The following is a 26,726-nucleotide window of genomic DNA, read 5'->3' as shown; positions in this document are numbered from 1 at the left end:
ACAATGGCCGGCAGTCTAGTTCAAGGCTCACACGAGATAATCGATAGAAGAGCAAAACATTATTGCTGTACAGGGATAATATGCAGCCCTCGATGAGATCAGTAAGCGAGATACCCCATGAATCGCTGGGAAGGCCTGGACGAGTTCGTCGCCGTCGCCGAATGCGGCCAGTTCAGCGCTGCCGCTGAACGCCTGGGCCTGTCCACCTCTCAGGTCAGCCGCCAGGTCGCACGCCTGGAAGACCGCCTGCAGAGCAGGCTGTTCTACCGCAGCACGCGCCGCGTGGCCCTGACCGAAGCCGGCCAGCTGTTCCTGCAGCATTGCCAGCGCCTGCAGGATGCACGCGAAGAAGCCCTGCGAGCGGTTGGCGACCTCGGCGCAGAACCCAAGGGGCTGCTGCGCATGACCTGTGCCGTAGCCTACGGCGAGCGCTTCATCGTGCCGCTGGTCAATGACTTCATGGCACTGCATCCGCAGTTGCGCGTCGAGATCGAGCTGTCCAACCGCCAGCTCGACTTGCTGCACGACGGCCTGGATCTGGCCATCCGTCTGGGGCGCCTGCAGGACTCGCGCCTGATGGCTGCACGCCTGGCGCCCCGCGAGATGTACCTGTGCGCAGCACCCGAGTACCTGCAACGTTATGGTCGCCCCCATTCGCTGTCGGAACTGGCACGCCACAACTGCCTGATCGGCAGCAGCGAGACCTGGGGCTTCGCCGAAAACGGCCGAGAGACCCAGGTTCGGGTACAGGGCAACTGGCGCTGCAACAGCGGCCAGGCCGTGCTGGATGCTGCGCTACGTGGTTTCGGCCTGTGCCAGTTGCCCGACTACTACGTCCTCGAACACCTGCGCAGCGGGCGCCTGACCTCCCTGCTGGAACAACACCGACCACCCAACACGGCCGTCTGGGCGCTGTATCCGCAACAGCGCCATCTGTCGCCGAAGGTTCGTCAGTTGATCGATGCACTGCGCAAGGGCCTGAGTCAGCGCGCCGAATACAGCGTTCCTCTCTGACTCTCTGCAACAACCTTGTCGCTGACCTGAACGGTCATGGAATGTCACAAGCCGAGGCGAAACTTGAGCGAGGAGACCGCGTCACAACCCATGCACCCCGTCCACACGGGGCCTCACGAACTCAGCTACATGAGGACATGGTTATGCAGGTTCTGGTCAACAGTGGTAAGCACGTCACCTCCTCGATGGCCTTCAAGGACGACATTCGCGGTCGCGTCCGCGACAAGCTCCAGCGCTACGAGGATCACCTCACCCGCATCGAAATTCATCTTTCCGACGAGAACGCGCTCAAAAATGGCCCGCAGGACAAGCGCTGCAAGGTCGAGGCACGGATGAAGGGACGCGATCCGCTGACAGTCTCCCACGATGCCAGCGAACTGCAGCAAGCCATCGACGGCGCCATGAACAAGCTGACCAACGCACTGGATCGCAACCTGGGCAAAGATGCCAAGCGCTGGACGCACTGATGCCGCAGGTCGCTCAGCGGCTTTCGCGCCAGATACGTTGTAGATAATGCAGATCTTCCGGGCGGGTGACCTTGAGGTTGTCCGCCCGGCCTTCGATGAGTCGGGGCGACTGCCCTGCCCATTCCATGGCCGAGGCTTCATCGGTCACTGCCACGCCTTTTCCCAGCGCTTGCACCAGTGCCTCGCGCAGGGCGCCGAGACGGAACATCTGCGGCGTGTAGGCTTGCCAGATCACGCTACGATCCACGGTCTCGACCACTCGGCCATCGCGCCCGGCACGCTTGAGGGTATCGCGCGCCGGCACCGCCAACAAACCGCCCACCGGATCATCGGCCAGGCTGTCCAGCAGGCGATCCAGATCCTCAGCAGTGAGGTTGGGACGCGCGGCGTCGTGTACCAGCACCCAGTCATCGCTATCGGCACCGCCAACCAGTAACGACTCCAGCCCGGCCAACACCGAGTCGGCGCGCTCACGTCCGCCAGGAGCCCGGCGGATGCGCGGATCACGCGCCAGTGGCAGCTGCGGCCAGAACGGGTCATCCACGGCAATGCACACCACCGCACCCAACAGGCCGGGATGCTCGAGAAAACAATGCAGGGTGTGTTCGAGAATGCAGCGGCCGGCGATCTGCAGGTACTGCTTGGGCCGGTCAGCGGCCATGCGCGCACCGACGCCAGCAGCTGGAATCACCAGCCAGAATTTCGTGGTCATTCGGTCAGCAGATAGAGGGTTTCACCCTCTTTGAGCATACCCAGTTCCTGACGCGCACGCTCTTCCACGGTTTCCATGCCGCGCTTGAGTTCCATCACCTCGGCCTCGAGGATGCGGTTGCGCTCCAGCAAACGTTCGTTCTCACCCTGCTGCTCGGCGATCTGCTGCTGCAGGCGATTCACCTGGGCAAGACTGCCCTCGCCGATCCACAGGCGATACTGCAGTCCGGCCAGCAACAGGATCAGCACGATGAACAGCCAATACGGACTACGCATGGAGCGACTCGCAGATTGAGTAATCGGCATGGTAGGGGCTGCGTTCATGCTTGAAAAGAAGCCGGCTGATAAGTGACATGGGGTTTCTGTACCTGCATCCGTGCAATGGTTCCCAGAGATCGACGAAGCGTCCACGAAAAAGGCCATGTCAGCAACGGCGCAGCGTTTGTAGGAGCGGATTTATCCGCGAATTTTCGCGACTGGAGCGCAATGCCGCCTAGCCGCTCTTACAGCATGCAGCGCCAACGCTGGGATAACCACGAAAAAGGGCGACTTGCGTCGCCCTTTTCTACCACGCAGTGCTTAGCCGCGGAACTCGGCACGGCCCTTATAGGGTGCCTTGCCTGCCAGTTGCTCTTCGATGCGCAGCAGCTGGTTGTACTTGGAAACGCGGTCGGAACGGCACAGCGAACCAGTCTTGATCTGACCAGCGGCAGTACCCACGGCCAGGTCGGCGATGGTGCTGTCTTCGGTTTCGCCGCTGCGGTGCGAGATCACGGCAGTGAAGCCGGCGGCCTTGGCCATCTGGATGGCTTCCAGGGTCTCGGTCAGCGAGCCGATCTGGTTGAACTTGATCAGGATCGAGTTGCCGATCTTCTCGTCGATACCGCGCTTGAGGATCTTGGTGTTGGTAACGAACAGGTCGTCGCCAACCAGCTGTACCTTGGCGCCGATCTTGTCGGTCAGCACTTTCCAGCCAGCCCAGTCGGACTCGTCCATGCCATCTTCGATGGAGATGATCGGGTAACGCTCGGTCAGACCGGCCAGGTAGTCGGCGAAGCCTTCAGCGCTGAACACCTTACCTTCACCTTCGAGGTCGTACTGGCCATCCTTGAAGAATTCGCTGGAGGCGCAGTCCAGGGCCAGGGTCACGTCGTCGCCCAGCTTGTAGCCGGCGTTGGCCACGGCTTCGGCGATAGCGGCCAGAGCGTCTTCGTTGGAGGCCAGGTTCGGCGCGAAGCCACCTTCGTCACCAACGGCAGTGTTCAGGCCACGGGCCTTGAGCACGGCTTTGAGGTGGTGGAAGATCTCGGCGCCCATGCGCAGGGCATCGGCAAAGTTCTTGGCGCCAACCGGCTGTACCATGAACTCTTGAATGTCGACGTTGTTATCGGCGTGCTCGCCACCGTTGATGATATTCATCATCGGCACCGGCATGGAGTAGACGCCCGGGGTGCCGTTCAGATCGGCGATGTGCGCGTACAGCGGCACGCCCTTGGCCTGGGCAGCAGCCTTGGCGGCAGCAAGGGACACGGCGAGAATGGCGTTGGCGCCCAGCTTGGCCTTGTTCTCGGTGCCGTCGAGCTCGATCATCGCGTGATCCAGCGCTTTCTGGTCGGCCGCGTCCTTGCCCAGCAGCAGGTCACGGATCGGGCCGTTGATGTTGGCGACGGCCTTCAGCACGCCCTTGCCCAGGTAGCGGCTCTTGTCGCCGTCACGCAGCTCCAGCGCTTCGCGCGAGCCGGTGGAGGCGCCGGACGGAGCGCAAGCGCTGCCGACGATACCGCCTTCCAGAATTACATCCGCTTCCACGGTGGGGTTGCCGCGGGAGTCGAGAACCTCACGACCCTTGATGTCGACGATCTTTGCCATTCTTGATAACGCTCCAAAGGTTGACGATAAGACGGCAGCAGCAGGCTGCACTGGGCCGTCGCTGCCCGAGGGCAGATCGACGGCTCACTCTGACTCACGGGTCAGGGGGATTTTTCTCGGGCGGCACTTTACCGGATTACGGCCGGCTCAGGCAGTCTCGATTGGCGGAAAACTCTTCACCAGATCGTCCAGCTGCTTGAGCTGGGCGAGGAAAGGTTCCAGCTTGTTCAGACGCAGGGCGCACGGACCGTCGCACTTGGCGTTTTCCGGATCCGGATGCGCTTCGAGGAACAGACCGGCCAGGCCCTGGCTCATACCGGCCTTGGCCAGGTCGGTGACCTGGGCACGGCGACCACCAGCCGAATCCGAGCGACCACCTGGCATCTGCAGGGCGTGGGTCACATCGAAGAACACCGGGTATTCGAACTGCTTCATGATGCCGAAGCCGAGCATGTCCACCACCAGGTTGTTGTAACCGAAGGAGGAACCACGCTCGCAGAGGATCAACTGATCGTTACCAGCCTCTTCGCACTTGCGCAGGATGTGCTTCATCTCCTGCGGCGCGAGGAACTGCGCCTTCTTGATGTTGATCACCGCACCGGTCTTGGCCATGGCCACCACCAGATCGGTCTGCCGCGACAGGAAGGCCGGTAGCTGGATGATGTCGCACACCTCGGCGACGGCCGCCGCCTGATACGGCTCGTGGACGTCGGTGATCACCGGTACGCCGAAGGTCTTCTTCACTTCCTCGAAAATCTTCATGCCCTCTTCCAGGCCAGGGCCACGGAAAGAGGTCACGGAGGAGCGGTTGGCCTTGTCGAAACTGGCCTTGAACACGTAGGGGATGCCGAGCTTCTCGGTCACCCGTACGTATTCCTCGCAAGCCTGCATGGCCAGGTCGCGCGACTCGAGCACGTTGATTCCGCCGAACAGCACGAAAGGCTTGTCGTTGGCGATCTCGATATCGCGAACCTTGATGATCTTCTGAGCCATGCCTTAAGCCTTCTTCGCTTTCTGCGCCAGGGCAGCGTTGACGAAACCACTGAACAGCGGGTGGCCGTCACGCGGCGTGGAGGTGAACTCCGGGTGGAACTGGCAAGCGACGAACCACGGATGATCCGGTGCCTCAACCACTTCGACCAGTGCACCGTCGCCAGAACGACCGGTGACCTTCAGGCCAGCCTCGGTCAGCTTCGGCAGCAGGTTATTGTTTACCTCATAGCGGTGACGGTGACGCTCAACGATCACGTCCTTGCCATAGCAGTCATGTACCAGAGAACCGGGTTGCAGCTGGCAATCCTGGGCCCCAAGGCGCATGGTGCCGCCCAGGTCGGAGCTTTCACTGCGCTGCTCGGTAGCGCCGGTCGCGTCCTGCCATTCGGTGATCAGACCGACCACCGGATGCGTGCTGGCCATGTCGAATTCGGAGGAGTTGGCGTCAGTCCAGCCCACGACGTTACGGGCGTACTCGATCACCGCGACCTGCATGCCGAGGCAGATACCCAGGTAGGGGATCTTGTTCTCACGAGCGTACTGCACCGTCTTGATCTTGCCTTCCACGCCGCGCAGACCGAAGCCGCCCGGCACCAGGATGGCATCGACGCCTTCGAGCAGCGCAGTGCCCTGATTCTCGATGTCTTCGGAGTCGATATAGCGCAGGTTGACCTTGGTGCGGTTCTGGATGCCGGCGTGGCTCATCGCTTCGATCAGCGACTTGTACGCATCGAGCAGCTCCATGTACTTGCCGACCATGGCGATGGTGACTTCTTTTTCCGGGTTGAGCTTGGCATCGACGACGCGATCCCACTCGGACAGGTCGGCACCGCCGCACTCCAGGCCGAAACGCTCGACGACGAAGTCATCCAGGCCCTGGGCATGCAGCACGCCCGGAATCTTGTAGATGGTGTCAACGTCTTCCAGGCTGATCACCGCGCGCTCTTCGACGTTGGTGAACAGGGCGATCTTGCGGCGCGAGGACACATCGATCGGGTGATCGGAGCGGCACACCAGCACGTCCGGCTGCAGGCCGATGGAGCGCAGCTCCTTGACCGAATGCTGGGTCGGCTTGGTCTTGGTCTCACCGGCGGTGGCGATATACGGCACCAGGGTCAGGTGCATCAGCATGGCGCGCTTGGCGCCCACTTCCACACGCAGTTGGCGAATGGCCTCGAGGAACGGTTGCGACTCGATGTCACCCACGGTGCCACCGATCTCCACCAGGGCCACGTCGGCATCGCCGGCGCCCTTGATGATGCGACGCTTGATCTCGTCGGTGATGTGCGGAATGACCTGGATGGTCGCACCCAGGTAATCACCACGGCGCTCCTTGCGCAGCACGTCCTCGTAGACGCGACCGGTGGTGAAGTTGTTGCTCTTGCTCATCGTGGTGCGGATGAACCGCTCGTAGTGACCCAGATCGAGGTCGGTCTCGGCGCCGTCGTGCGTGACGAACACCTCACCGTGCTGGAACGGGCTCATGGTGCCCGGATCGACGTTGATGTAGGGATCCAGCTTGAGCATGGTGACCTTCAGGCCCCGCGCCTCCAGGATGGCCGCCAGTGAAGCCGAGGCGATGCCTTTCCCCAATGAAGAAACAACACCACCCGTGACGAAGATGTAGCGCGTCATGAAAAACCCTAGAAGTCTGCGTTTAAGCGGTCAGTGCCGCCGGGGAAAGCGAAGGAGCGCCATCAGTACGAACAATGGCAAGCTCGCCAAGCTCCCTGAGGGAGTCGGCAAAAGCTGTAGTAAGACGGGAGCGTAGTCTACCCGAAAGGCCTTACCAGCTCAAACCTTGCGCACCGATAGGCGGCGACCAGTGCAGGCGCGCCCCGCAGGCCTCGATTCCTGGCGACTGCGTCAGGTTCGCCACCGCCATCAGCTGATCGCCATCGAACAGCAGCGGCAGGCGCGGGCGCACGAATGCCGGCACGCGCATTTCATTGAGCAGACGTTTGAGATCGCGCCTGCCACGCCCCGGCACCTGCAATGACTCCCCCCCCTGGCGATAGCGCAAGTACCAGCGACCTTGCGGCAGCTCGCCCCGTAAATGCACACAACCGTTACCGGGCAGTTGGACAGGCTCAGAAAACGAACCGCAGAACAAATCGAGCGGCTCTAGCGGCTGCAGCCACTCACCGCTAAGCCACCAGAGCCGACCATCGGCACGGTGCAGCTCACCATCGGCCAGCCGCCAGATCGGTGAGGCATCCACACCGGCATCACGCAGATCGAGCCAACCCGCCCAGTGATCGCTATCGGGCATACGCGTCAACGACGCCAACCAGTGGCGCAGCAAATTGCGCTGGCGCGCCTCATTCAACGCAGTTACAGCCGGCAGGTGCAGCGATGGCAACGACAGCCAGGCAAGCCCTGAACCTCCATGGGCAGCGGCAAGATCCATCTCGGCCAGCTCATCCAGCAGCTGCTGAGACTCCGCTTGATGGGCCGCACTGCGCGCCAGACTGCTCGATGCCTGCGGCCAGCGCTCCGTCAGCAGCGGCATCACCTGCCGCCGCAGGAAGTTACGACTGAAACGCTCATCGGCATTGCTCGGATCCTCGATCCAGCAAAGTCCGTGGCTCTGCGCATAGGTCTGCAACTCCCCTCTGGAACAGTCGAGTAGCGGCCGAACCAGGCTACCCTGCCCCAACGCTCGACTGGCCGGCATCGCAGCCAGCCCGCGCACGCCAGCGCCACGCAACAGACGGAATAGCAGAGTTTCGGCTTGATCGTCACGATGCTGAGCGCTGATCAGCACCTCGCCCGCCTTCAGTCGCTCACTGAAAGCCACATAGCGTGCACGCCGCGCTGCCTGTTCAAGGCTGGCATCTGATGCAACCTGAACCCTGACGATGTCGAGAGCAATGCCCAACTGTTCACAGACACGTGCGCAATGCTCAGGCCAAGCATCGGCCGCCGATTGCAGGCCATGATGGACATGAACCGCGGAAAGCGACGGCAATTGCTCATGCCGTGCCCAATCGGCGAGCAGGTGCAGCAACACGCTGGAGTCCAGGCCACCAGAGAAGGCGATGCGCCAGGCAGGAGCCGCTCGCCAGGGCTGCAAGGCTTGGCGCAGGCGAAGATCGAGAGCAGTCATCACTCAAGCTTAAACAACAACGGGCCCGAAGGCCCGTGGTGATGTGCGATGAAATTACGTAGGGTGCGCCGTGCGTAGCGAAATACCAGTGCTACGGTCATTGGTGCGCATAGCCTGGGCGGCCCCGCGACACCCTACAAAAGCCACCACTGCCAGACATTAGCCCGAAGACTCGTCTGATACGCAGAGAAAGAACTCAGGCGATGCCGTAACTCATCAGGCGCTCGTAACGACGCTTGAGCAGCGCGTCGGTGTCATGCTTCTGCAGGCTGGCCAGTTGCTTGGTCAGCTCCTGGCGGATCGACTCGGAGGCGGCAGCCGGATCGCGGTGAGCACCACCCAGCGGCTCGCCGATCACCTGATCGACAATCCCCAGATCCTTCAGACGCTCGGCGGTGATACCCATGGCTTCGGCGGCATCCGGCGCTTTCTCGGCGGTACGCCAGAGGATAGAGGCACAACCTTCCGGCGAAATCACCGAATAAGTGGAGTACTGCAGCATGTTCAGCTGGTCGCAGACACCGATAGCCAATGCGCCGCCGGAGCCACCCTCGCCAATCACGGTGGCGATGATCGGGGTTTTCAGACGTGCCATGACGCGCAGGTTCCAGGCAATGGCTTCGCTCTGGCCACGCTCCTCGGCATCGATACCCGGATAGGCACCAGGGGTGTCGATGAAGGTGAGGATCGGCATCTTGAAGCGCTCAGCCATTTCCATCAGGCGACAGGCTTTGCGATAGCCTTCCGGACGCGGCATGCCGAAGTTGCGACGCACCTTCTCGCGCACTTCACGGCCCTTCTGGTGGCCGATGATCATCACCGGCTGGTCGCCCAAGCGCGCTACACCACCAACGATGGCGGCGTCGTCGGAGAAGTGACGATCACCGTGCAGCTCGTCGAACTCGGTGAAGATGTGCTGGATGTAATCCAGGGTGTACGGGCGGCGCGGATGGCGAGCCAGTTGGGCAATCTGCCAGCTGCTCAGGTTGCCGAAGATGCTTTCGGTCAGGGCGCTGCTCTTGTCCTGCAGGCGGGCAATCTCGTCGCCGATGTTCAGCGAGTTGTCGTTACCAACCAGGCGTAGCTCTTCGATCTTGGCTTGCAGGTCGGCGATCGGCTGTTCGAAATCGAGGAAATTCGGGTTCATAGTCATCCGTCTTGCGTCGACGGCCAAGTGGCCGGGGAGCTTGTATCCATTAGGCGCCCTACCTTAAGGGATAGGACGCAGCGGGTCGACACCCGTTGGTGTCGATGCCAACACAAAGGGGGCAATTGCCCCTCTCGCATCAGCGGTAGTGCAAAAAGACGTTGTCGCGCCCGAACTGGTCACGCAATGCCTGAATCAAAGTGTCGGCCGGGTCGATCCGCCAGGCGTCGCCAAACTGAAGCAAGGCGCGTGCCTCCTCGCCACTGTAGTCCAGCGTCACCGGGCAGGCGCCCTTGTGCTTGCTGCACAACTCGGCCAGCCAACGCAGGCGGTCACCCTTCAATGCCTCGCTGGCGACCTTCACCCGCAGGCTGTCGGCCAGGCCGGTACGCGCCTCTTCCAGGCTCATCACGCGCTTGGCACGCAGGCGCAGGCCACCGGAGAAATCGTCGTTGCTGACCTCGCCCTCGACCACCACCAGCGCATCGTTCTGCAGCAACGCCTGGTTGCTGGCGAAGGCATCGGCGAACAGCGAGGCCTCGATGCGCCCGGAACGGTCGTCGAGGGTGATGAAGCCCATCTTGTCGCCTTTCTTGTTCTTCATCACACGCAGGTTGACGATCATCCCGGCGATGGTCTGGGTGTCGCGCGCCGGCTTCAGCTCGACGATGCGCTGGCGGGCGAAACGGCGAATCTCGCCTTCGTACTCGTCGATGGGGTGGCCGGACAGGTAGATGCCCAGGGTGTCCTTCTCGCCTTTCAGACGCTCCTTGATCGGCAGCTCGCGCGCCTTGCGGTGGTTGGCGTAGACGTCCGCCTCGGGCTCGGCAAACAACCCACCGAACAAGTCCATATGGCCGCTCTCGGCACTGCGCGCGGTCTGCTCGGCGGACTGCACGGCCTCCTCCATCGACGCCAGCAGCACGGCGCGGTTCTTGTCCACGCTGGCCTGATAAGCCTTGAGCTCATCCTGATAGTACGGCCCGAGGCGATCCAGCGCGCCGCTGCGAATCAAGGCTTCGAGGGTACGCTTGTTGATGCGCTTGAGGTCGACGCGGTTGCAGAAGTCGAACAGATCCTTGAACGGCCCACCTTCTGAGCGGCATTCGACGATGGCCTCCACCGGCCCCTCGCCTACGCCCTTGACCGCACCGAGGCCGTAGACGATACGGCCGTCGTCGTTGACGCTGAACTTGAACTCGGAGACGTTCACGTCTGGCGGTTCGATGCGCAACTTCATGTTGCGGCACTCTTCTACCAGGATCACCACCTTGTCGGTGTTGTGCATATCCGCTGACAGTACCGCAGCCATGAACGGCGCCGGGTAATGCGCTTTCAGCCAGGCAGTCTGGTAGGAAACCAGGCCGTAGGCGGCCGAGTGCGACTTGTTGAAGCCGTAACCGGCGAACTTTTCCACCAGGTCGAAGATGTTGCCCGCCAGATCGCCATCGATGCCGTTGTTGGCGCAACCTTCGATGAAGCCACCGCGCTGCTTGGCCATTTCCTCGGGTTTCTTCTTGCCCATGGCACGACGCAGCATGTCCGCGCCGCCGAGGGTGTAGCCCGCCATCACCTGAGCGATCTGCATCACCTGCTCCTGATACAGGATGATGCCGTAGGTGGGCTTGAGCACCGGTTCCAGACCAGCGTACTGATAATCCGGGTGCGGGTAGGACAGCTCGGCACGGCCGTGCTTACGGTTGATGAAGTCGTCCACCATGCCGGACTGTAGCGGGCCAGGGCGGAACAGCGCCACCAGTGCGATCATGTCTTCCAGGCAGTCGGGCTTGAGCTTCTTGATCAGCTCCTTCATGCCGCGCGATTCAAGCTGGAAGACCGCGGTGGTCTCCGCCTTCTGCAGCATGTCGTAGGTTTTCTTGTCATCCAGCGGGATGAAGTCGATGTTGACCAGATCCTCATCCGGCGCACCGTCGCGCTTCTGGATGCGGTGGATGGTTTCCAACGCCCACTTGATGATGGTCAGGGTACGCAGGCCGAGGAAGTCGAACTTGACCAGGCCGGCCTGCTCGACGTCGTCCTTGTCGAACTGGGTCACCAGGCCACCGCCCTCCTCGTCACAGGCGATCGGCGAGAAGTCGGTAAGTTTGGTCGGTGCGATCACCACACCACCAGCATGCTTGCCGGTACCGCGCACCACGCCTTCGAGCTTGAGCGACATGTCCCAGATTTCCTGGGCTTCCTCGTCGTTCTTGAGGAAGTCGCGCAGCGGCTCCTCCATCTCGTAGGCCTTCTCCAGGGTCATGCCCACTTCGAAGGGGATCATCTTAGACAGGCGGTCGGCCAGGCCGTAGGACTTGCCTTGCGCCCGTGCCACGTCGCGCACCACCGCCTTGGCCGCCATCGAGCCGAAGGTGATGATCTGACTCACCGCGTTGCGCCCGTACTTCTCGGCCACGTAGTCGATCACCCGGTCGCGGCCATCCATGCAGAAGTCGACGTCGAAGTCGGGCATGGAGATCCGCTCGGGGTTGAGGAAGCGTTCGAACAGCAGGTCATAGGCCAGCGGGTCGAGGTCGGTGATCTTCAATACGTAGGCCACTAGGGAGCCGGCACCCGAACCACGGCCTGGGCCGACCGGCACGCCGTTGTTCTTGGCCCACTGGATGAAGTCCATCACGATCAGGAAGTAACCGGGGAAACCCATCTGGATGATGATGTCGAGTTCAAAGTTGAGGCGGTCGATATAGACCTGCTTCTTCGCCTCGTAATCCGGCGTGTCCTTGGGCAGCAGCACTTCGAGGCGCTCTTCCAGCCCCTCGAACGAGGCATGGCGTAGATAATCGTCGATGCCCATGCCATTGGGCGTGGGGAAGTCGGGCAGGAAGTATTTGCCGAGCTGCACCTCGATGTTGCAGCGCTTGGCAATCTCGACGGTGTTCTCCAAGGCCTCGGGCAAGTCGGAGAACAGCTCCCACATTTCTGCAGCGCTTTTCAGATACTGCTGATCGGAGTAGTGGCGCGGCCTGCGCGGGTCATCCAGGGTACGCCCCTCACCGATGCACACACGCGTTTCGTGGGCCTCGAAGTCGTCCTGCTTGATGAAGCGCACATCGTTGGTCGCCACCAACGGCGCCTCGACGCGATCGGCCAGGGCCACGGCGGCGTGCAGGTATTCTTCATCGCCGACACGGCTGGTGCGCTGCACTTCCAGATAGAAACGATCCGGGAAAACCGCCATCCATTCGCGCAGGCGCGTTTCAGCCAGCGCTTCGTCACCGGCCAGCAATGCCATACCGACCTCGCCCTCGCGAGCGCCGGACAGCGCGATCAAACCTTCTGCCGAATCCTTGACCCAGTCGCGCTGGATGATCACCAAGTCGTTGCTCTGTCCTTCGGACCAGCCACGGGAGATCAGCTCGGTGAGGTTGCGGTAGCCCTTGGCGTTCATCGCCAGCAGGGTCAGGCGCGTCAGCGGGCCGTCTTCCTCGGCGCTGGCCATCCAGATATCGGCGCCGCAGATCGGCTTGACCCCAGCACCCATGGCGGTCTTGTAGAACTTCACCAGCGAGCACATGTTGCTCATGTCGGTGACCGCCACCGCCGGCATGCCGGCCCCCGCGACGGCCTTGATCAGCGGTTTGACCCGCACCAAACCATCGACCAGGGAGTATTCGGTGTGCAGACGCAGGTGGACGAACGCTTGAGTCATGGGCGGCCTTGCAGGTGAAAACGACAAAGCGCGGATTGTAGCCTAAGAGGGTCTGGCTGAGGGCCAGAGGTTCAACAGGGATGGCATTTCCCGGATTGCATCCGGGCTACGCAGCTACACGTTTTCCAACAAAACGCGCACCGGGGCGAAGGAGCGTCGATGAATCGGCGTCGGCCCCAGGCGCAGCAGCGCCTCGAGATGAACAGGTGTGGGGTAGCCCTTGTGGCCGGCGATGCCGTAACCAGGATAGAGGCGATCCATCTCGACCATTTCGCGGTCGCGGCTGACCTTGGCCAGGATCGAGGCGGCGGCGATGGCCGGCACCCGGCTGTCGCCCTTGACCACCGGCGCACTCGGCACCGCCAGTTTTGGGCAACGATTGCCGTCGATAAGTGCCAGTCTGGGTGTCACGCTCAACCCTTCTACGGCGCGCTGCATGGCCAACATGGTGGCATGCAGGATATTCAGCTGGTCGATTTCCTCGACCTCGGCGCGAGCGATGCACCAGGCCAGGGCTTTTTCGCGAATCTCGTCGAACAGCGCTTCGCGACGCGCCTCGGAAAGCTTCTTCGAGTCGTTCAGACCAATGATCGGCCGCGCCGGATCGAGGATCACAGCCGCCGTGACCACAGCGCCGCAAAGCGGGCCACGGCCGACCTCATCGACGCCTGCAACCAACTCCTCGACCAGCGTGAAATCCAGCCCCAGTTGCATCAGGCGCGCCCTGCCAGTTTGAGCACGGCATCAGCGGCCGACACCGACGCATCGCGGCGCAACGCGCGATGAATCACATCGAAACCTTCGGTCTGCACCTGGCCGCCGTCGATCAACGGCGCCACGGCCTGCGCCAATGCGTCGGGCGTTGCCGCATCCTGAATCAGCTCAGGTACCAGCAGGCGCTCGGCCAGCAGATTGGGCAGCGAGATATAGGGGCTCTTCACCAGGCGCTTGAGGATGCGATAGGTCAGCGGCGCCACTCGGTAGGCCACCACCATGGGCCGCTTGTACAGCAGCGCTTCCAGGGTCGCGGTGCCCGAGGCGATCAACACCGCATCGCAAGCGGCCAGCGCCTCATGGGAACGGCCGTTGAGCAGGGTCAGGGGCAAATCGCGCCCGGCCAGCATTTGCTCCAGCTGTTCACGACGCTCAGGAGTGGCGCAAGGCAGCAGGAAACGAATGCCGGGGCGAAGTGCGCGTAAACGAATCGCCGCATCAAGGAACAATTCACCGAGACGCGCGACCTCACCACCGCGACTGCCGGGCATCAAGGCCACCACAGGCTCATCGTGCGGCAGATCCAACGCCTCGCGCGCTGCGGCGCGGTCGGCCTGTTGCGGGATGGCGTCGGCCAATGGGTGACCGACGAATCGCACCGGTACCTGATGTGCATCGTAGAACTGCGCTTCGAAGGGGAACAGAGTCAACATCAGGTCGCAGGCTTCGCGGATCTTCAGCACCCGCTTCTGCCGCCAGGCCCAGACCGACGGGCTGACGTAGTGCACGGTCTTGATTCCGGCACGGCGCAGCTTGAGCTCCAGGCCCAGATTGAAGTCAGGGGCATCGATACCGATGAACACGTCGGGCTGCGCGGCGATCAGATCCCGCGCCAACTGGCGGCGACGGCCAAGCAGTTCGAACAGGCGACCGAGCACTTCGACCAGGCCCATCACGGCCAGGCGCTCCATCGGGAAATAGGATTTCAGGCCCTCGGCTTCCATGCGCGCCCCGCCGACACCGATGAACTCGGCATCCGGGTGACGTGCCTTGATGGCCTGCATCAGGCCGACGCCGAGAATATCGCCGGACGCCTCACCGGCGACCAGTGCGACGCGAAGAGGTCTGGTCATAACGATTAACGAGTGATGCCGCGCGTAGAGGCCTGGATGGAGTCGCGGAAGACTGCGACCTCGGGGAACTGGGCAGCGGACTCGGCCAGTTCGGCCAGCGCCTGCTCGACAGTCAGCCCCTGGCGATAGACCAGCTTGTAACCCTTGCGCAGTGCGGCGATGGCCTCGGCAGAAAAACCGCGACGGCGCATGCCTTCGAAATTCATGCTGCGCGCTTCGGCCGGGTTACCGAATACGGTGACGAACGCCGGGACGTCCTTGCCGATGGCGGTACCCATGCCGGAAAAGCTGTGCGCACCGATACGGCAGAACTGGTGCACCAGGGTGTAGCCGGACAGAATCGCCCAGTCATCAACCCAGACATGACCTGCCAGCGCCGTGTTGTTGACCAGGATGCAGTGGTTGCCGATGACGCTGTCATGACCGATATGGGCATATGCCATGATCAGATTGTGATCACCAATGGTGGTCTCGCTGCGATCCTGCACGGTGCCACGGTGAATGGTCACACCTTCACGGATGGTGTTGTGATCGCCGATCACCAGGCGAGTCGGTTCGCCTTTGTACTTCAGATCGGGGGTATCTTCACCAATCGAAGAAAACTGGTAGATGCGGTTGTGCTTGCCGATGACTGTCGGCCCTTTGAGCACCACGTGCGGGCCGATCACCGTACCCTCGCCGATTTCCACATCGGGCCCGACAATGCTCCACGGGCCGACGACGACGTCGTCGGCCAATCTGGCACTGGGGTCGATGATTGCGCGAGGGTCAATCGAACTCATAGTTTGCGTTCCGCACAGATGATTTCAGCGGAGCAAACTTCCTTGCCATCAACGGTGGCACGGCACTCGAATTTCCAGATGCTACGGCGGTCGCTCAGGTACTTGGCTTCCAGCACAAGCTGATCGCCCGGAGTAACGGGAGAGCGGAAACGCAACTTGTCGGAGCCGACGAAGTAGTACAGGGTGCCATCGGCCGGCTTCACGCCCATCATCTTGAAGCCGAGAATCCCGGCAGCCTGAGCCATGGCTTCAATGATCAGCACACCCGGCATGATCGGATGCTCGGGAAAGTGGCCATTGAAGAAGGGCTCGTTGATGCTGACATTCTTGTAGGCGCGAACAGTCTTGCCTTCGACGTCCAGGTCCACCACACGATCCACCAGCAGGAACGGATAGCGGTGCGGCAAATATTCACGAATTTCGTTGATGTCCATCATGTCCGGTTTAGCCTGTAAGAAAAGAAAAGAGCGCGGAGAAACCGCGCTCAGGCATCAGATGAGGTATCCGCGCCTTGGGTCACGGCAGCCAGCTGTTTTTCCAGCTCGCGCAGACGCTTGGCCATCTCGTCCAATTGACGAATGCGTGCAGCGCTCTTCTTCCACTCGCCAGCCGGTTGCATGGCGGTACCGGAGGAATAGGCGCCCGGTTCGGTGATCGAACGGGTCACCATGGTCATGCCCGTGACGAATACGTTGTCGCACACTTCGATATGGCCAACCATGCCGACACCGCCTGCAATCATGCAGTTCTTGCCGATCTTGGTGCTGCCGGAAATCCCGCAGCAGCCGGCCATGGCGGTGTTATCACCGACCTGCACGTTGTGCGCGATCATGATCTGGTTATCCAGCTTCACGCCGTTGCCGATCAGGGTATCGGAGAGTGCACCGCGATCCACGGTGGTGTTGGCGCCGATCTCGACGTCATCACCGATGGTCACACCACCGATCTGCGCGATCTTCTGCCAGACACCCTTCTCGTTGGCGAAACCAAAGCCTTCGCCGCCAATCACGGCACCGGATTGAATCACCACACGCTTACCAATCTGCACGTCGTGATACAGCGTCACACGCGGAGCCAGCCATCCGCCATCGCCAACCACGCTGCGAGCACCAACTACGCAATGCGCACCAATGCTGACCTCGGCACCAATGCGGGCGCCACTCTCGATGACCGCATAAGCACCGATACTGGCGCTAGGATCGACCTGAGCATCCTTGGCGACCTGCGCAGTAGCATGAATACCTGCATCGGCCCTGGGCTTGCGGTCGAACAGATGCGAAAGCTGGGCATAAGCCAGATAAGGATTGGCCACGATCAAGGCATCGCCAGCGTAGCCTTCGGCATCTGCTGCGGTCAGCAGCACAGCACCGGCCTGGGTCTGGGCCAGGAACTTGCGGTACTGGGCATTGGCCAGGAAGCTCAACTGTTCGGGCCTGGCCTCCTGCAAGGTGGCCAGGCCCGTGATGACCTTACCTTCGGCGCCACGCAAGGTGGCGCCCAGGCGCTCAGCCAATTGGCCGAGAGTAACTGTCACAGTCATGCTTAACGCATCTGGTTCATGCGCTCGATGACCTGGCGAGTGATGTCGTACTGAGGTTTGACCTCGATCACTGCACCGCGCTCGAGCACCAGGTCGAAGTTGCCGTTCTTGATGACTTCTTCAACCGCCTTGTCCAGGTTCGGCTTGAGCTTGGCCAGCATCTCGCGGTCAGCGATGGCCTTGGCTTCGTTCAGCTCCTTGGACTGGAATTGGAAATCGCGAGCCTTCTGCTTGAATTCGAGCTCGAGGCGTTCACGCTCGGCCTGCTGCATCTTCTCGCCATCCTTGACCATGCGATCCTGGATGCGCTTGGCGTCGCTTTCCAGCGTTTTGAGCTTGTTCAGCTGCGGGCCGAATTTCTTCTCGGCATCGACGGCGTAACGCTTGGCTGCATCGGACTCGAGCAGCGCCATCTGATAGTTCAGCACGGCCACCTTCATTTCAGCGAACGCCGGAGTGGCGATCAGAGCGGCGGTGAACAGAACCAGTTGAGTCAACTTACGCACAATGCACTCCTGCAACAAAACTGTTGGCTTTCGGTGGTACGGGTTTAGAAAGTTTGACCCAGGGAGAACTGGAATACCTGGGTATCGGCATCATTAGGCTTCTTGATCGGCATGGCCAGGCTGAAACTCAACGGACCGAGTGCGGTGATCCAGGTCAGACCAACGCCCACGGAGCTGGCCATGCTGCTGAAGTCGATGTTGCAGCTGTCGCTCAGGCGCTTCTGCGTCGAGCTGCAGTTGGTGTCGAATACGTTACCCACGTCCCAGAACAGCGCAGTGCGCAGCGAACGCTGATCCTTGACGAACGGCAGCGGGAAGAGCATTTCAACACCGCCCTGCACCAGCACGTTACCACCGAACGGCAGCGGATCCTGATCCGGGTCACGCAGGGTGCCTGGCTTGGTACCGGTGCTCGGCGTGCTGCGCGGGCCCAGGCTGCTGTCTTCGAAGCCACGTACCGAGTTGAAACCACCGGCGTAGTAGTGCTCGTAGAACGGCAGTTCGGCGGTAGAGCCGTAACTGTCGCCATAACCCAACTGAGTGTGGAAGCGCAGGGTGTAGTTGTCGCTGATCGGGGTGAAGATCTGGCCACGGTAGTCGAGTTTGTAGAACGACAGATCGCTACCCGGCAGGGTGGTTTCCAGCACCAGGCTCTGCGAGTGACCACGGTTGGCCAGCACACCACGGTTCAGAGTCGACTCGGACCAACCGATCGAACCCTTGAAGTTCAGGTAGTTATCGCCCTCGGCGTCGATGAAATCGAAGATCTCGTCGACGGTGTAACGACCAGTGTCGATGCTGTCCTGCTGCACGGTCAGACCATAGGTCAGACGCGAAGTCTCACTGATCGGATAACCGATGCTGATACCGGCACCCAGGCTGTCCACCGAGTAGCTGGATACATCGACATCGAGCTCATCGTAATCGGTGGTGCGGTAGAAGGCGTTGTAGCCCAGGCTGACGCCATCGACGGTCCAGTAGGGGTCAACGAAACCGAAGCTGTAACGGGTCTGGTATTCACTGCGGGTCAGACCGATGCTGACACGGTTACCGGTACCCAGGAAGTTGTTCTGACTGATCGAGCCACCGAGGATCAGACCGGCGTTCTGCGCGAAACCAACGCTGGCGGTTATGGAACCGGACGGTTGCTCTTCGACACTGTAGTTGACGTCGATCTGGTCGTCGGTACCTGGCACCTGCGGCGTTTCGACGTTGACTTCCTTGAAGAAGCCCAGACGTTCGAGGCGAACCTTGGATTGGTCGATCAGGTAGGTAGACGCCCAGCCACCTTCCATCTGGCGCATTTCACGACGCAGCACTTCGTCCTCGGACTTGGTGTTACCACGGAAGTTGATGCGGTTGACGTAGGCGCGCTTGCCCGGGTCGACGAAGAAGGTGATCGACACGCTCTTGTCATCGTCATGCGCTTCCGGCACGCCGTTGACGTTGGCGAAGGTGTAGCCTTCATTACCCAGACGACGGGTGATCAGCTCGCTGGTAGTGGTCATGATCTTGCGCGAGAAGACCTGACCTTCCTTGACCAGCAACAGCGCGCGAACGTCTTCTTCCGGCACCTTGAGGTCACCGGACAGCTTCACTTCACGGACACTGTACTTCTCACCCTCTTCCACGTTGACGGTGATGTAGACGTGCTTCTTGTCCGGGGTGATGGATACCTGAGTGGAGCTGATATCCATGTTGATGTAGCCGCGATCCAGGTAATAGGAGCGCAGGCGCTCGAGGTCACCGGACAATTTCTCGCGGGCATACTTGTCATCGTTACGGAAGAAGGACAACCAGTTGGTGGTCTTCAGTTCGAACAGATCGCCCAATTCCTCATCGGAGAAGACCGTGTTGCCCACTACGTTGATGTGGGAAATGGCGGCGACGGTGCCTTCGTTGATGGTAATTTTCAGCGCCACGCGGTTGCGCGGCTGCGGAATCACCTCGGCCTCGATCTCGGCCGAGTAGCGGCCCTGGGCCACGTACTGACGCTGCAGCTCGTTGCGCACGCCTTCGAGGGTCGCGCGCTGGAAGATCTCGCCTTCGGCCAGACCGGACTGGTTCAGGCCCTTGAGCAGGTCTTCGGTGGTAATGGCCTTGTTGCCCTCGATCTCGATACCGGAGATGGAAGGACGCTCGACCACGGTGATGACCAGCACATCGCCATCGCGACCGAGCTGGATGTCCTGGAAGAAACCGGTACGGAACAGAGAACGAGTGGCGTCGACCAACTGACGATCATCGATGCGCTCACCGACGTTCAGCGGCAGTGCACCAAACACGCTGCCAGCGGAAACCCGCTGCAGGCCGTTGACGCGTATATCGGAGATGGTGAAGGACTCGGCGTGAACTTCGGCGATCATCAATGCGGACAGTACCGCAGGTAGCAGCAGACGTTTCATGAAGTCCTTTCTTATTCCAACTGACGATAAAAACTGCCGCGTAAGGCGACACTTGTAAATCTCAAGAACGTAATTCAGCAATGCTTACAGACGGCTGAGATCGTTGACCAGGGCCAGCAACATGACCCCGATGACCAGACTGATACCAATCTGCATCCCCCAACCCTGAACCCGCTCAGACAAGGGGCGACCACGCACCCACTCGACCAGATAAAACAGCAGATGCCCACCATCCAGTACGGGAATGGGCAGCAGATTGAGAACGCCCAGGCTAATACTCAGATATGCAAGGAATTTCAGGAAATCCCCTACCCCCGACTCAGCCGAAGCGCCCGCCACTTTAGCAATGGTTATCGGCCCACTCAAGTTTTTTACCGAGAGCTCTCCGAACAGCATTTTCTTCAGCGAATCGAGGGTCAGCAGGCTCATTGCCCAGGTTTGCCGAGCCCCTTCGGCAATACCTTCGAGCGGACCGTAACGCACTTCGCGCAACATCTCGGGCGGCCATTCGACGCCCTGTACGCCCGCCCCCAGATAGCCACTGCGGGCTTCACCCTCGCCACGCGAAGCCAGGGTCAGCTCGACATCACGCGCCTGTCCGTCACGCTCGATACGCAAGGTGATCGCCTCGCCCGGCAAGGCGCGCACACGGTCGACCAGAGCCTGCCAGTCAGCCAGTGACTCCCCATCGAGCGCCAACAAACGATCCCCAGCCTGCAAACCCGCAGCCTGCGCCGGCCCTTTCGGATCGAGCTCGGCCAACACCGGTTCCAGGGCCGGGCGCCAAGGGCGGATCCCCAGCGAGCCAATCGGGTCGGGCTCATCAACACCGCGCAACCAGTTATCCAGCTGCACCTGCTTGGGCGTCTCGACCGTGGAGCCAGGTTCCAGCACACGCAGATTCAGCGTGCCGCTCTCGCCAAGACGGCGAATCAACTGCAGATTGACCGCAGCCCAGCCACTGGTGGCCTCACCATTGACCGCAACGATCTCCTGCCCTGCCTGAAGCCCAGCCGCTTGCGCCATGCTGTCCGGCTGCACGGCGCCGATCACAGGGCGTACCTGCTGGCTGCCCAGCATGGCCACGAACCAGAAAAACAGTAGCGCCAACAGGAAGTTGGCCAGAGGACCAGCGGCCACGATGGCGATGCGCTGGCGCACGCTTTTACGATTGAAGGATTGCTCGACCAACTCCGGCGGTACATTGCCTTCGCGCTCATCGAGCATCTTGACGTAGCCGCCCAGCGGAATGGCGGCAATCACGAACTCGGTGCCATGCCGGTCATGCCAACGCACCAGCGGTGTACCGAAACCGACCGAGAAACGCAGGACTTTCACCCCACAACGGCGGGCTACCCAGAAATGCCCATACTCGTGAAAGGTGACCAACACACCCAGAGCAATCAGGGTGCCGACCAGCATGTACAAGCCACTCATCTTTTCTCTCCGGCCCGCATCAGCAGCGGGCGAGCCACTCACCGGCCAATACGCGCGCCTGACGGTCGACCTCGAATACCACGTCGAGCGCTTCGACTGCCTGCACAGGCTGCGCGTTCAACACGGACTCAATCATACGCGCGATATCGCTGAAACGGATGCGCCGCTGCAGGAAGGCCTCGACAGCCACCTCATTGACCGCATTGAGCATGGCCGGCGCACTACCACCAGCCTGAGCAGCCTCGCGCGCCAGACGCAGGCAAGGGAAGCGCTGCTCGTCCGGGCGCTCGAAATCCAGGCGACCGACGGCAAACAAGTCCAGTGGCGCGACCCCGGAATCGATACGTTGCGGCCAGGCTAGCGCATGGGCGATGGGCGTACGCATATCCGGATTGCCCAACTGGGCCAGCACCGAACCATCGACGTAATCGACCAGAGAATGAATCACGCTCTGCCGATGGATCACCACCTCGATCTGCTCGGGACGGGCATCGAACAACCAGCAGGCCTCGATCATCTCCAGGCCCTTGTTCATCATGCTGGCCGAATCGACGGAGATCTTGCGCCCCATCGACCAGTTCGGATGGGCGCAGGCCTGTTCGGGCGTGACATGCTCAAGATCCGCCAATGGCGTCTCGCGAAATGGCCCGCCGGAGGCCGTCAACAGCACACGCCGCACACCGACCGCTTGCAGGCCGCGCGCGTAATCGCCCGGCAGGCACTGAAAAATGGCGTTGTGCTCACTATCGATTGGCAGCAGAACCGCACCGCTACGCTTGACGGCCTGAATGAACAGCGCGCCAGACATGACCAGCGCCTCTTTGTTCGCCAGCAACACCTTCTTGCCAGCCTGCACGGCAGCCAGAGTTGGTCTCAGCCCGGCAGCGCCAACGATCGCCGCCATCACGCAATCGACCTCTGTCGCAGCGGCGATGGCGCATAGCCCTTCCTCGCCGACCAGCACTTCGGTCGTCAGACCTGCGGCGCGTAGGCTGGATTGCAGCGTCTGCGCCGAGCCGACATCAGGCACCACCGCATAACGCGGGCGATGCTGCTGGCAGAGCGCGCCCAGCTCCGCCAGACGTGAAAAACCGCTCAACGCAAAAACGCTGTAGCGCTCGGGATGGCGCGCGATCACATCAAGCGTGCTGAGCCCGATGGAACCGGTTGCCCCCAGCACGGTAACCAGCTGCGGTGCGCTCACAGCGAACCCCAGCCAGCCAGCCACAGCAACGCTGCGAATAGCGGAATAGCGGCAGTGAGGCTGTCGATGCGATCCAGCACACCACCATGGCCCGGCAGCAAATTACTACTGTCCTTGATCCCGGACTGACGCTTGAACATGCTCTCGGTCAGATCGCCAACCACCGAAATCAGCACCACCAGCGCCGCACCACCGAGCGCCAGCAGCAGACCGGAAGCAGACCAGCCTTGCTGCAACCCCACCAGCAGCGTGATCAACAGGCTGGCAGCAAGACCGCCATAAAGCCCTTCCCAGCTCTTGCCTGGACTGACCTTGGGCGCCAGCTTGCGCTTGCCAAAGGTCTTGCCGGCGAAATAGGCGCCAATATCCGCACCCCACACCAGCACCATCACGGCGATGATCAGAGCGTTGGCCTGCGGCCATTGCTTGAGCAGTACCAATCCCTGCCAGGCCGGCAACAGGATCAGCAGGCCGATCAGCAAGCGACCGGGCAAACCGCCCCAGTAACGACTGCTGTCGGGATAACTGACCACCAGCAACGTCGCCAGCGCCCACCAGATCACTGCCGCCCCGAGCAACCAGGGCGCCAGCGCCGGCAACAGGTAGATGGCACCGAGCAGCACGGCGACCAACGCGGCATACGCCACACGCGCCGGCTGCGCGAAAACACCGGCCAGGCGCGCCCATTCCCAGGCACCCAGCGTGACCACCGCACCGATGAACAGCGCGAAGGCAGCGCCGTCGAGCAGGAAAAAACCGCAAAGAGCGATAGGCAGCAACACCAGCGCTGTAATTATTCGTTGTTTGAGCATTAGGAGCGCGCCTCAGCCTCCACCTGCTCGCTGGTCTTACCGAAGCGACGCTGGCGGGTGGCGAAATCGGCCAGTGCTTTGCGCATGGCCTCGTGCTTGAAATCCGGCCAGTAAAGGTCGGAGAAGTACAGTTCGCTGTAAGCCAACTGCCAGAGCAGGAAATTGCTGATGCGATGCTCGCCGCCGGTGCGGATGCACAGATCTGGAAGCGGCAGATCACCGGTCGCCAGACAGCCCTGCAGCAGTTCAGGCGTGATGTCCTCCACTTGCAGATGCCCAGCCTGCACCTCGCGCGCCAGGCGCTGCGCGGCCTGAGCGATATCCCACTGGCCACCGTAGTTGGCAGCCACCTGCAGGGTGAAACGACGCTCACCCGCAGTCAGCAACTCGGCCTCACGCATGGCAGCCTGCAACTCAGGGTGAAACCGCGAACGGTCACCGATGATGCGCAAGCTGATGTCGTTATCCCGCAGGCGCTTGGCCTCTCGGCGCAGCGCGCCCAGGAACAGTTCCATCAGCGCCCCGACCTCTTCGGCCGGGCGCTGCCAATTCTCACTGGAGAACGCGAACAGGGTCAGCACCTCGACACCCGACTCGGCACAGACCTCGATCACCGCACGAACCGCGTCGACCCCAGCCTTGTGCCCAGCCACCCCCGGCAACAGGCGCTTCTTAGCCCAACGGTTGTTGCCATCCATGATGATGGCGACATGCCGCGGCACCGCCCCCTGCTTGTTTTTGTCCATGTATGGGTGCTCAGCCGTCAAACGGCCATCAGATCCGCTTCCTTGACCTCTAGGGCCTTATCCACATCGCCGATGAATTTGTCGGTGATTTTCTGCAGTTCGTCAGCAGCACGACGCTCTTCGTCTTCGCTGATTTCCTTGGCCTTGGACAGCTTTTTCAGCTCGGCCAGGGCATCGCGACGCACGTTGCGCACGGCAACCTTGGCATCTTCGGCCACGCCACGTGCCTGCTTGGTGTAGCCCTTGCGAGTTTCCTCGGTCAGAGCCGGCATCGGCACGCGGATGGTGGTGCCGGCGCTGCTCGGGTTCAGGCCCAGATCAGAAGTCAGAATCGCCTTCTCGATGGCAGCGCTTAGGGTCTTGTCATGCGCGACGATCTTCAGGGTACGAGCGTCCTCGACGGTGATCGCTGCAACCTGATTCAGCGGCATGTCGCTACCCCAGGCCGGCACCTTGATGCTATCGAGAATGCTCGGATGGGCACGACCGGTTCGAATGGAGGCCAGGTTACGACCCAGCGCGTCCAGGGACTTGCTCATGCGTTCCTGAGCGTCTTTCTTGATGTCGTTGATCATTGTGCATCCTCCTCGATCAGAGTTCCTTCGGCGCCGCCCACTACAACGTTCAGCAGAGCGCCTGGCTTATTCATGTTGAAGACCCGCAGCGGCATGTTGTGATCACGGCACAGGCAGATGGCGGTCAGATCCATCACGCCCAGCTTGCGATCCAGCACCTCGTCATAGGTCAGGCGCTCGAATTTCTCGGCATGCGGATCCTTGAACGGGTCGGCAGTGTACACGCCATCGACCTTGGTCGCCTTCAGCACCACGTCGGCATCGATCTCGATGGCGCGCAGGCAAGCGGCGGAGTCAGTCGTAAAGAACGGATTGCCGGTACCAGCAGCGAAGATCACCACTTCACCGGTCTTCAGGTGGCGCATGGCCTTGCGGCGGTCGTAGTGGTCGGTGACGCCGACCATGGAGATCGCCGACATGACGATGGCCGGGATGTTCGAGCGCTCCAGCGCGTCGCGCATGGCCAGGGCGTTCATCACCGTGGCCAGCATGCCCATGTGGTCGCCGGTCACTCGATCCATGCCCGCGGCGGACAGGGCCGCGCCGCGGAACAGGTTACCGCCACCGATCACCAGGCCGACCTGCACGCCGATGCCGACCAGTTGGCCGACTTCCAGCGCCATGCGATCGAGCACCTTGGGATCGATGCCGAAATCTTCCGAGCCCATCAGGGCCTCGCCGCTAAGTTTGAGCAGAATGCGTTTGTAGCGAGGTTGGCGACCAGTCGTCTGCTGAGCCATTGCAAGTCTCTCCTGCGGCGGTATGAAATTCGTTAGCAGCGCCCGTGAGCGTTGCAATTATCCGGCACTTCGACAGCGCCGCCGGTCGTTCGTTGAAACGACCGTTACTTTATTCGCACCCCCTTATTCGGCAAAGAGGCCGCCCGCGCAAACGGGCAGCCTCTCTGGGGACACATACCGAAAACCGATTACTGCTTGCTGGCAGCAACCTGAGCGGCAACTTCGGCAGCGAAGTCGGTCTCGGCCTTCTCGATGCCTTCGCCCACTTCGTAACGTACGAAGGAAACGACTTCAGCGCCGGCTTTCTTGACCAGGTCACCGACCTTGACTTCCGGATCCATGATGAAGGCTTGCTCGACCAGGCTGGCTTCAGCCAGGAACTTGGCGATACGGCCTTTGACCATGTTCTCGACGATGTTTTCCGGCTTGCCAGCGATCTTCTCGGCGTTCAGTTGCAGGAAGATCTCTTTTTCCTTGGCAACCAGCTCTTCGGAGACCTGATCCGGCGATACAACGGCCGGATTGGAGGCAGCAACGTGCATGGCAACGTGCTTGGCCAGTTCGTCGTTGCCGCCTTTCAGGACGACCAGAACGCCGATGCGGTGGCCGTGCAGGTAGGCACCAACGGTTTCGCCGGTAACGGCAGTCAGACGACGGATGTTGACGTTCTCGCCGCACTTGGCAACCAGAGCCTCACGAGCCGATTCGCGCGAAGCGATCAGCGGAGCGGCGTCGGTCAGGTTCTGCTCGAAGGCTTCATCCAGGCTTTCTTTCACGAAGCCTTTGAAGTCGTCCTGCAGAGCCAGGAAGTCAGTCTGCGAGTTGACTTCGATGATCAGGCCACGGCCGCCTTCGACACGAACGGCGATGGAGCCTTCGGCGGCGATGTTGCCAGCCTTCTTGGCGGCCTTGATGGCGCCCGAAGCGCGCATGTCATCAATGGCCTTCTCGATGTCGCCACCAGCGGCAACCAGAGCCTTCTTGCACTCCATCATGCCTTGGCCGGTACGCTCGCGCAGTTCTTTAACCAGGGCTGCAGTAACTTCTGCCATCTTGAAAATCCTCTTGGTAGGTCTTCAACCATTCACCCGCATGGCGGGCGATCAAATCTTTGAGTGGCAAAAAGGGGGCTTAGCCCCCTTCTTGCACAGC

Annotated in this window: 24 protein-coding genes; 2 read left to right on the top strand and 22 right to left on the bottom strand. The window is 61.3% G+C overall.

The genetic code is table 11. The features are described 5' to 3' along the window. Positions 1-117: 117 nt before the first annotated feature. Positions 118-1,014, top strand: coding sequence for a LysR family transcriptional regulator (locus C7A17_RS19525; protein ID WP_106739580.1), 897 nt, complete (start codon positions 118-120; stop codon positions 1,012-1,014). 143 nt (positions 1,015-1,157) lie between these two features. Next, positions 1,158-1,481, top strand: coding sequence for an HPF/RaiA family ribosome-associated protein (locus tag C7A17_RS19520; RefSeq protein WP_106739579.1), 324 nt, complete (start codon positions 1,158-1,160; stop codon positions 1,479-1,481). A 13-nt stretch (positions 1,482-1,494) separates the two neighbouring features. Here the strand turns inward: C7A17_RS19520 and ispD are convergent, their stop codons facing one another. The 22 genes from ispD to tsf form a co-directional block, all read right to left on the bottom strand. Beyond that, a complete protein-coding gene (gene ispD, locus C7A17_RS19515; protein WP_106739578.1) occupies positions 1,495-2,193 on the bottom strand; it encodes a 2-C-methyl-D-erythritol 4-phosphate cytidylyltransferase in 699 nt (232 codons plus the stop codon). Next, positions 2,190-2,468 carry a cell division protein FtsB gene (gene ftsB, locus C7A17_RS19510; protein WP_106739577.1) on the bottom strand — a complete coding sequence of 93 codons (279 nt, stop codon included), beginning with the start codon at positions 2,466-2,468 and terminating at the stop codon, positions 2,190-2,192. The genes ispD and ftsB overlap by 4 nt, the downstream gene beginning before the upstream one ends. 303 nt (positions 2,469-2,771) lie before the next feature. Continuing rightward, positions 2,772-4,061, bottom strand: a complete 1,290-nt coding sequence (gene eno, locus C7A17_RS19505; RefSeq protein WP_106739576.1) for a phosphopyruvate hydratase — start codon at positions 4,059-4,061, stop codon at positions 2,772-2,774. A gap of 147 nt (positions 4,062-4,208) precedes the next feature. Continuing rightward, the gene (kdsA, locus tag C7A17_RS19500; RefSeq protein ID WP_106739575.1) at positions 4,209-5,054 is read right to left on the bottom strand and encodes a 3-deoxy-8-phosphooctulonate synthase; all 846 of its coding nucleotides are present in this window, start codon (positions 5,052-5,054) and stop codon (positions 4,209-4,211) included. Positions 5,055-5,057: 3 nt separating this feature from the next. After that, positions 5,058-6,689 (bottom strand): CTP synthase, encoded by a 1,632-nt coding sequence (locus tag C7A17_RS19495; protein WP_106739574.1) that lies wholly within the window; start codon positions 6,687-6,689, stop codon positions 5,058-5,060. Positions 6,690-6,840: 151 nt separating this feature from the next. Then, positions 6,841-8,163: a tRNA lysidine(34) synthetase TilS gene (gene tilS / locus C7A17_RS19490; protein ID WP_106739573.1), complete on the bottom strand. Its 1,323-nt coding sequence runs from the start codon at positions 8,161-8,163 to the stop codon at positions 6,841-6,843. Positions 8,164-8,359: 196 nt separating this feature from the next. Next, entirely contained in the window at positions 8,360-9,310 is a 951-nt protein-coding gene (locus C7A17_RS19485) for an acetyl-CoA carboxylase carboxyltransferase subunit alpha (RefSeq protein ID WP_106739572.1), read from the bottom strand. A 139-nt stretch (positions 9,311-9,449) separates the two neighbouring features. Further along, positions 9,450-12,980, bottom strand: a complete 3,531-nt coding sequence (gene dnaE, locus C7A17_RS19480) for a DNA polymerase III subunit alpha (protein WP_106739571.1) — start codon at positions 12,978-12,980, stop codon at positions 9,450-9,452. 114 nt (positions 12,981-13,094) lie between these two features. Further along, positions 13,095-13,694 carry a ribonuclease HII gene (gene rnhB, locus C7A17_RS19475; RefSeq protein ID WP_106739570.1) on the bottom strand — a complete coding sequence of 200 codons (600 nt, stop codon included), beginning with the start codon at positions 13,692-13,694 and terminating at the stop codon, positions 13,095-13,097. Then, complete coding sequence (lpxB, locus tag C7A17_RS19470; protein ID WP_106739569.1) at positions 13,694-14,827, bottom strand: lipid-A-disaccharide synthase; 1,134 nt, start codon at positions 14,825-14,827, stop codon at positions 13,694-13,696. The genes rnhB and lpxB overlap by 1 nt, the downstream gene beginning before the upstream one ends. A 5-nt stretch (positions 14,828-14,832) precedes the next feature. Further along, positions 14,833-15,609 carry an acyl-ACP--UDP-N-acetylglucosamine O-acyltransferase gene (gene lpxA / locus C7A17_RS19465; RefSeq protein WP_106739568.1) on the bottom strand — a complete coding sequence of 259 codons (777 nt, stop codon included), beginning with the start codon at positions 15,607-15,609 and terminating at the stop codon, positions 14,833-14,835. Beyond that, entirely contained in the window at positions 15,606-16,046 is a 441-nt protein-coding gene (fabZ, locus tag C7A17_RS19460) for a 3-hydroxyacyl-ACP dehydratase FabZ (protein ID WP_017363778.1), read from the bottom strand. Before fabZ ends, lpxA begins: the two co-directional genes overlap by 4 nt. Positions 16,047-16,093: 47 nt before the next feature. Beyond that, the gene (gene lpxD, locus C7A17_RS19455) at positions 16,094-17,149 is read right to left on the bottom strand and encodes a UDP-3-O-(3-hydroxymyristoyl)glucosamine N-acyltransferase (protein ID WP_106739567.1); all 1,056 of its coding nucleotides are present in this window, start codon (positions 17,147-17,149) and stop codon (positions 16,094-16,096) included. A 2-nt stretch (positions 17,150-17,151) separates the two neighbouring features. Beyond that, complete coding sequence (locus C7A17_RS19450) at positions 17,152-17,655, bottom strand: OmpH/Skp family outer membrane protein (RefSeq protein ID WP_017674783.1); 504 nt, start codon at positions 17,653-17,655, stop codon at positions 17,152-17,154. Between the two features lie 44 nt (positions 17,656-17,699). Further along, on the bottom strand, positions 17,700-20,060 hold the full coding sequence (bamA, locus tag C7A17_RS19445; RefSeq protein ID WP_106739566.1) for an outer membrane protein assembly factor BamA: 2,361 nt from the start codon (positions 20,058-20,060) through the stop codon (positions 17,700-17,702). An 84-nt stretch (positions 20,061-20,144) separates the two neighbouring features. Further along, positions 20,145-21,497 (bottom strand): sigma E protease regulator RseP, encoded by a 1,353-nt coding sequence (rseP, locus tag C7A17_RS19440; RefSeq protein WP_106739565.1) that lies wholly within the window; start codon positions 21,495-21,497, stop codon positions 20,145-20,147. A 19-nt stretch (positions 21,498-21,516) separates the two neighbouring features. Then, entirely contained in the window at positions 21,517-22,701 is a 1,185-nt protein-coding gene (gene ispC / locus C7A17_RS19435; protein WP_106743046.1) for a 1-deoxy-D-xylulose-5-phosphate reductoisomerase, read from the bottom strand. Next, positions 22,698-23,513 carry a phosphatidate cytidylyltransferase gene (locus C7A17_RS19430; protein WP_106739564.1) on the bottom strand — a complete coding sequence of 272 codons (816 nt, stop codon included), beginning with the start codon at positions 23,511-23,513 and terminating at the stop codon, positions 22,698-22,700. The genes ispC and C7A17_RS19430 overlap by 4 nt, the downstream gene beginning before the upstream one ends. Then, the gene (uppS, locus tag C7A17_RS19425) at positions 23,513-24,259 is read right to left on the bottom strand and encodes a polyprenyl diphosphate synthase (protein ID WP_106739563.1); all 747 of its coding nucleotides are present in this window, start codon (positions 24,257-24,259) and stop codon (positions 23,513-23,515) included. Before uppS ends, C7A17_RS19430 begins: the two co-directional genes overlap by 1 nt. A 17-nt stretch (positions 24,260-24,276) precedes the next feature. Next, positions 24,277-24,834 carry a ribosome recycling factor gene (gene frr, locus C7A17_RS19420; protein ID WP_106739562.1) on the bottom strand — a complete coding sequence of 186 codons (558 nt, stop codon included), beginning with the start codon at positions 24,832-24,834 and terminating at the stop codon, positions 24,277-24,279. After that, positions 24,831-25,574 (bottom strand): UMP kinase, encoded by a 744-nt coding sequence (gene pyrH / locus C7A17_RS19415; RefSeq protein ID WP_004424012.1) that lies wholly within the window; start codon positions 25,572-25,574, stop codon positions 24,831-24,833. Before pyrH ends, frr begins: the two co-directional genes overlap by 4 nt. 188 nt (positions 25,575-25,762) lie before the next feature. Continuing rightward, positions 25,763-26,626 carry a translation elongation factor Ts gene (gene tsf, locus C7A17_RS19410; RefSeq protein ID WP_106739561.1) on the bottom strand — a complete coding sequence of 288 codons (864 nt, stop codon included), beginning with the start codon at positions 26,624-26,626 and terminating at the stop codon, positions 25,763-25,765. Between the last annotated feature and the right edge of the window lie 100 nt (positions 26,627-26,726).

The organism is Pseudomonas mendocina (assembly GCF_003008615.1).
Taxonomy (GTDB): Bacteria; Pseudomonadota; Gammaproteobacteria; order Pseudomonadales; family Pseudomonadaceae; genus Aquipseudomonas; species Aquipseudomonas mendocina_C.
The sequence above is the reverse complement of the archived record's forward strand: the minus strand, read 5'-3'. Positions and strand labels throughout refer to the sequence as shown.